The organism is Haladaptatus sp., from assembly GCF_049589095.1.
GTDB lineage: Archaea > Halobacteriota > Halobacteria > Halobacteriales > Haladaptataceae > Haladaptatus.
Window position 1 is genome coordinate 1 of sequence record NZ_JBAWAC010000132.1, and the last position, 6,653, is coordinate 6,653.

General features: G+C 62.2%; 5 protein-coding genes and 1 pseudogene. All 6 read right to left on the minus strand.

The window, feature by feature from the left end; all coding sequences use genetic code 11:
* A partial coding sequence (locus WBV42_RS04540) for an acyl-CoA carboxylase subunit beta (protein WP_423984976.1) occupies positions 1-1,073 on the minus strand: 1,073 nt, incomplete at its 3' end.
* Positions 1,074-1,170: 97 nt separating this feature from the next.
* Positions 1,171-2,493, minus strand: coding sequence for a sodium-dependent transporter (locus WBV42_RS04545; RefSeq protein ID WP_423984977.1), 1,323 nt, complete (start codon positions 2,491-2,493; stop codon positions 1,171-1,173).
* 207 nt (positions 2,494-2,700) lie between these two features.
* Positions 2,701-4,008, minus strand: coding sequence for a sodium-dependent transporter (locus WBV42_RS04550; protein ID WP_423984978.1), 1,308 nt, complete (start codon positions 4,006-4,008; stop codon positions 2,701-2,703).
* A gap of 214 nt (positions 4,009-4,222) precedes the next feature.
* Positions 4,223-4,927, minus strand: coding sequence for an SDR family oxidoreductase (locus WBV42_RS04555; protein ID WP_423984979.1), 705 nt, complete (start codon positions 4,925-4,927; stop codon positions 4,223-4,225).
* 42 nt (positions 4,928-4,969) lie between these two features.
* Entirely contained in the window at positions 4,970-5,710 is a 741-nt protein-coding gene (locus tag WBV42_RS04560) for a metallophosphoesterase (protein WP_423984980.1), read from the minus strand.
* Positions 5,710-6,653, minus strand: a pseudogene (locus tag WBV42_RS04565) (hypothetical protein); the annotation flags it as partial. The gene WBV42_RS04560 and the pseudogene WBV42_RS04565, both read right to left, overlap by 1 nt.

Consider the following 6,653-nt stretch of genomic DNA (forward strand, 5'->3'; position numbering starts at 1 on the left):
AACGTCACGATGGGGATGTTGAACGAATCACAGAAGCGGACGAACCGCGAGCCTTTCTCCGAGGATTCGATGTCGAGGGTTCCGGCGTTGACGCGAGGTTGGTTCGCCACGATGCCAACCGAGCGGCCGTCGAGGCGGCCGAAGCCGACGACGAGGTTCTTCGCGTAGCCTTCCTGCACCTCGAAGAAGGAGTCCTCGTCGACGACGCCGTCGATGACGCGTGTGATGTCGTACGGTTTGCGCGGTTGGTCGGGCACGACGGATTTCAGTTCCTCGTCGCGGCGCTCCGGGTCGTCCCACGGGTCGAAGCGCGGCGGGTCCTCGACGTTGTTCTGCGGGAGATACGAGAGCAGACGGCGGATGTCGTCCAGTGCATCCTCCTCGCTGTTCTCGGCGAAGTGGGCGACCCCGCTCTTGTCGGTGTGGGTCGTCGCGCCTCCGAGTTCCTCGAAGGTGACTTCCTCGCCCGTGACCGTCTCGATGACGTCCGGGCCGGTGATGAACATGTGGCTCGTGTCCTTCACCATGAAGATGAAGTCGGTGATGGCGGGCGAATAAACTGCTCCACCGGCACACGGCCCCATGATGGCCGAAATCTGGGGCACGACGCCGGAGGCCTGTTGATTGCGGTGGAAGATGTCCGCGTAGCCAGCCAAGGATTCGACACCTTCCTGAATCCGCGCACCGGCCGAATCGTTCAGTCCGATGATGGGCGCGCCGACTTCCATCGCCTTGTCCATGACTTTCGTCACTTTCTGGGCGAACACTTCGCCGAGCGAGCCACCGAAGACGGTGAAGTCGTGGGCGAACACGAACACCTTTCGGCCGTTGACCTCGCCGTATCCCGTCACGACGCCGTCGCCGGGCACCTGCTTTTCCTCCATGCCGAAGTTGTGGCTTCGGTGGGTTCGCAGTTGGTCGAACTCGTTGAAGGTGTCGTCGTCGAGGAAGTAGTCGATGCGCTCGCGCGCCGTCATCTTCCCCCGCTCGTGCTGCTTCTCGATGCGCTCTTCACCGCCGCCCTGCTCCGCCTCGCGGCGTTTTTCGCGTAGTTCGTCGATGCGCTCGTCCATCGTCATCGCTGAACACCCGGACGCATTGTCATTGCGGAATTGCAGTACCAGCGGGCGCAAAAGGTTTCCGTACTGTGTCGGGAAAGGGTCCACCAGATTACAGCAACGAGTAGAGGTTCACGGCGAGCGTGATGAGCAGGAACAGCGGCAGAATCGTCCTGACACCCCACAGCCACGGCGTTCCGAGTGACCGTGCGATTCCACCCGCGCCGGAATCGAACTCCGCGAGGGCGTTCTTGCCGAGGACCCACCCTGTAAAAACGAGGAATCCGGCGAGTCCGGCCGTCAGCATCAGATCGACCAGCGTTCCCGCGACGAATGTGAACACGGACGGGGTGAGCGCACAGACCGCACCCGTGACGAGCACCAGTCCGGTGAGGCCGAGCGTCGCGTTCCGCCGGGAGACGTCCTGTTCGTCCACGAGATACGCGACGGGGATTTCGAGCATGCTGATGGAACTCGACAGGGCGGCGAACAGAATGGCGGCGAAGAAGCCGACGGCAACGACCTCGCCGTACGGCATCTCACGGAACGCCCCGGCAACGCCCATGAAAATCGCGCCGGACTCGCCGCCTCTCGTGACTTCCGTGAGACCGCCTTGAAACGCGAACAGGAGCGGAAAGACGACGAGCCCTGCGAGGACACCGACCGCGGTGTTCAGCACGGCGATGACGCTCCCGTCGAACGGGAGGCTGTTGTCCTCGCCCAGATACGAGGCGTAGGTGATCATCGTCCCGACGCCGAGCGAGAGCGTGAACAGCGCCTGTCCGGCCGCGGCGCGGAGCATCCCGATGGGGTCGTTCTTGATCGGTGCCGGGTCGAAGTGGAGGTAGAACGACAACCCCGCTCCCGCGCCGGGTCGGGTGATCGCCCATCCGGCGAGCACCGCGAGCAGAACGACGATGACCGGCATCATCACCTTCGTCGCGGCCTCGATGCCGCGGCGGACCCCGCCGATGATGACCAGTGCAGTCAGTGCGAGGAACGCGACTTGGAACGCGACAGCTTCCCAGCCGAAGCTAATGGTGCCGAAGTAACCGGAGGGGTCGACGAAGTACGACCCCGAGAAACTGGCGACGAAGTAACGAACGATCCACCCGCCGACGACGCTGTAGAACGACAAGAGGACGAGTGCCGTGAGGACGCCGAACAACCCCACATAACCCCACGATTTGGTGCCGGGCGCGAGACGTGCCAGCGCCCCGGCCGGGTTTCGGTTCGAGCGGCGACCGATGACGAACTCCGCGAGGAGTCCGGGGACGCCGACGAGCAACACGATACAGAGGTAGACCACGAGAAATGCGCTTCCGCCGTATTCGGCCGTCATCCACGGAAAGCGCCAGACGTTGCCGAGGCCGACCGCGCTCCCCACCGCCGCGAGGATGAAGCCGACCCGACTCGCCCACGATTCACGTACCATTGCTATGCACTCGCTTGCCCAGGGGATATGAGACTTTCGAGGTTAGAAACCATCAAAACGCTATTAACACACGTGATGGGGCATCAGAAATCGATTTTCAGATTCGAATGGACATGAAATCAGGACTGTCGTCTACGGTTCGTCGATTTTACCCGCCTCTGTTTAAGTACTCGACAAAAAAGAATCAGTGCCGGTGCCGGACGACGCTCAGAAGAACGACATCAGGCTCAGTGCGAGCGTTCCGATGACGGCGATGAGCACGACCACTCGGAGGTGCGTGAGCCAAATCGTGCCGATGTTGCCGCGGGTCTTACCGAGGCCACGTCGGAGTTCCTGAACCGCTCCCGCGCTGTACACCCATCCGACGAAGATGACGGTCAGCACGACGCCGAGGGGTAGGAGGAGGTTCGACGCGATATTGTCGAACATGGTGAACGTGTCGAGACTCAGTGCCGACGGAACACCGAGGGCGAACACGATGACGCCGACGATGACTGTGATGACCGGTCGGCTGAGCGAGTAGTTATCCACGAAGTACGAGACGACCACTTCGAGGAGGCTGATGGCGGACGAGAGCGCCGCGATGAGAAGGATGACGAAGAAGACGACGCCGATGAACTTCCCACCCGGTAGTTTTGCGAACGCTTTTGCGAGGGTGATGAACACCGCACCCGCGCCGGCCTCACCGGGGTCGATGCTCTGTGCGAACAGGAGCGGGAAGACGACGAATCCGGCGAGAACACCGATGAAGGAGTTCAAGCCGACGATGCTGAGTCCATCGGTGAGAAGGTTGTCGTCACCGTCCAAGTAAGACGCGTACGTCACCATGGCCCCCATTCCGAGCGAGAGCGAGAACAACGCCTGTCCGACGGCGGCGGGGATGATGGACTGGTAGTTGTCCACGATGACGCCGAAGTCGGGCGAGAGGAAGTAGTCGTAGCCCGCTGCAGCGCCGTCGAGGGTGAACGCCCACAGGGCGAGTCCGACCATCAGGATGGCGATGGACGGAACCATGATTTTCGTCCCCATTTCGATGCCTTTCTCGACACCCAGCGCGACGATACCCACGACGAGTATCATGAACACGAAGTGGAACAGTATCGTTCCAGTACCCGCCGAAATCTGTCCGAAGTACTGGGAGGGGTCGCCGAAGTACGCGCCGTTCCAACTCCCGATGATGTACTGGATGACCCAACCACCGACGACGCTGTAGTACGACAGAATCCAGAACCCGGTGAACAAGCCGAGGAGTCCGATGATTCCTGCGACTGGACCGCCGAGGTTTCTGAACGCGTCCACGATGTTCTTCTTGGTCTCGCGCCCGATGACGAACTCCGCGAGGATGGCGGGTAGTCCGATGAGAACCGCCGCGACGAGGTAGACCACGAGGAAGGCCGCCCCGCCGTTCTGTGCAGACATATACGGGAATCGCCAAATGTTGCCGAGTCCAACGGCGCTTCCGACAGCAGCCAGAATGAACCCCATTCGGGATGTCCACGTTTCTCGTTGTGACATGTGTATGCCTGCCATTCTTAACTGATGCGTATAAACTGCACGATGTCAATTAATCACCCGAATAAATGATTATCTCATAGTATTTCTGTGTAAGAAAATGACTCGTCAATCCTCCAAACACCCGAATCCGAAATCAGAGCGGCGTGATATCGTACCTCTGAGAGACTAATTGACACCGAAAAGATTCAGACGTAATGATAGTTTCCAGGTCGGATCAGGCCTCGCCGTACACCGGAACCGCCGCCCCGCTGGTCACGCTCGTGGCGTCGCTACAGAGCACACACATCACGGAAGCGATATCTTCTGGGGAAACCCACTCGTCGTGGTCGGCGTCGGGCATCATCTCCCGGTTCGCGGGCGTGTCGATGACGCTCGGCATCACGGCGTTCGCTCGAACCACACCTGAATTCTCCTCGGCAATCGTCTCGGTAAGCAGTCTGACTCCCGCTTTGGACGCCCGATACGGCCCGTCACCTTCGCCGCCTTCGAGCGACGCTCGGGCGCTGACGCTCACGATCGCTCCCTCGCTCTCCTGGAGATGCGGCAGCGCGTGTTTGGCCGCCAGGAACATCGTCTTCAGGTTAACGTCGAACAGCAGGTCGAACGTCCCCACGTCCGTCTCCTCGATGGGTGACCCGCCCTTCCACGTCCCCGCGATGTTGATGAGCGCGTCGAGACCGCTGTGGTCGTCGACGACGTCCGAAACGACGGTTTCGACGGCCGACTCGTCGGTGAAGTCGGCCTCGTAGAAATCGACTCGCTCGCCGTCGAGCGGGGAATCCTCGTCCAGTTCGACCACGTCGGTCGCACACACCGTCGCCCCGGCGTCCGCGAACGCGGCACAGACCGCGCTTCCGAGCGCGCCGCTCGCACCCGTGACCAAGACGACATCGTCACTGAAGTCGAAGCTCACGTCCATGGATCGTCACACAGCGTGAGCCATGAAAACACACACGGCCGTTCAAACCTCGTCGTACGCACCCAATCGCGTTCCATCCAACAGGTACGCCTCACCGTCCGAGAGTCCGTCGGGCAGGAACGGCGCGAGGAATCCCTGCCCCGCGACGTTCACCCATGTCCCACCCGTCAGGTCGTTGAACGCGGGAAAGACGACGAGTTGGGCGTCGATGGAGAACTCTCCGTCATACCGTTCCACGAACGGTTCCGGATTCACGCGGCCGCGCAACCAGACGCGTTCGATTCGGCTCCCGCCGACCGAGTCCTCCAATCGCACGCAGGGATGTTCGTGGCCGACACAAACCACGTCCGCCGAGAGCACGTCTTCGCTCGGCCACGTGTGGCCGTGGACGAATCCCACGTCCCCGAGTCGGACCCCGTCGCCCGGCGTCACCGCACAGTCGACCCATGACTCGATATCCCCGTCGTGATTCCCCTTCACCAGCGTCACCGGTTGGTCGATGGATTCGAGCAGCACCTCGATTTCGCCCCGCTCGGCCCCACCCGGCCTGGCGATGGAGTGCATGAAGTCGCCGAGGACGACGACCCTGTCCGGGTCGGTTCGCCGGACGAGCGACGCCATTCGCTCGCGGCGCTCGTCCGCACGGCTGTCGAGGTTGATCCCCTGCTCGTAACGGAGTCCGTCCTCGATTCCGGCGTGGTAATCCGCCACCACGAGCGCCCGTTCGTCGCCGAGCGTCGCGGTTGCGGCCGGTTCGCCGGGAACCGGTTCGACCAGCGCCATCAGATGGGTTTCAGGGTGTCCTCGCCGGATTCGTAACACCGTCCAGCCATCAGCGCGTCCTGCAGCGCATCCTCGACCTCGGCGGGCGTCGTGTCGTAGGAGTTCACGATGTTCGCCATGAGGCGTTCGCTCTCGACGCCGTCGCCGTCGTTCATGTCACGCATGACCTCCATCACGGTGTTTTCGAGGTTGTCGGGCGTGGATTTCTTGCCATCCTCGTCCGCCGGTTCGGATTCGGACTCGGATTCGGATTCTGCCGCTTCGGTCGGCGTCGGTTCCGGTTCGGTCGCTTCAGTCTGTTCAGGCTGTGCCGTCCCGGCCTCCGGTCCGGCCGCTTCTGCCGGTTCGGCGGCGGTGTCGGTGTCCGGTTCGGATTCCGATTCCGTCGCCATCTCTTGGGCTGGTTCCGGTGTTTCGATGTCGGCTTCGCCCGGCGCATCGACTTCCGCACCGCTGGTGAACTCAGTGCCGAACTCCTCCTCGATCTGTTCGCGCTCACCCTCGTCGAATTCGTACATCTCGCCGCTCACGTCCTCGCCCATCGGCTGGTCGTCGAAGTCGCCGAGGTCGTCCTCGGCCGTTCCCGAATCGAAATCGCCGAGTTCGTCGGTGGAGTCGTCCGCGGATTCGCTCCCCGTGTCGAACTCCTCGACACCGGTTTCACCGATCGGTTCTCCCCCTGCCGGTTCCGAATCGGCCAATTCGGCGTCCGTCGGTTCCGGTTCGGCCGGTTCCTCGAACTCCTCCGGCTCGCGAGCTTGCGCTGGCGGCGTTTCGGGTTCCGGATCGGCGTCCGGAGCCGTGGTTTCCGTCGCCGATTCGGGTTCGGTCGCCGATTCGGGTTCGGTCGCCGATTCGGGTTCGGTTGCGGTCTCGGACTCGGACACCGTTCCAGCATCGAACTCCGACTCGGCTTCCGCCGTCGATTCGGTGTCCGCTGCCG

Excerpts from the sequence above, each read along its gene's own strand:
- WBV42_RS04545 (WP_423984977.1), bottom strand. The coding sequence starts at position 2,493 with ATGGTACGTGAATCGTGGGCGAGTCGGGTCGGCTTCATCCTCGCGGCG.
- WBV42_RS04550 (WP_423984978.1), bottom strand. The coding sequence starts at position 4,008 with ATGTCACAACGAGAAACGTGGACATCCCGAATGGGGTTCATTCTGGCT.
- WBV42_RS04560 (WP_423984980.1), bottom strand. The coding sequence starts at position 5,710 with ATGGCGCTGGTCGAACCGGTTCCCGGCGAACCGGCCGCAACCGCGACG.
- WBV42_RS04555 (WP_423984979.1), bottom strand. The coding sequence starts at position 4,927 with ATGGACGTGAGCTTCGACTTCAGTGACGATGTCGTCTTGGTCACGGGT.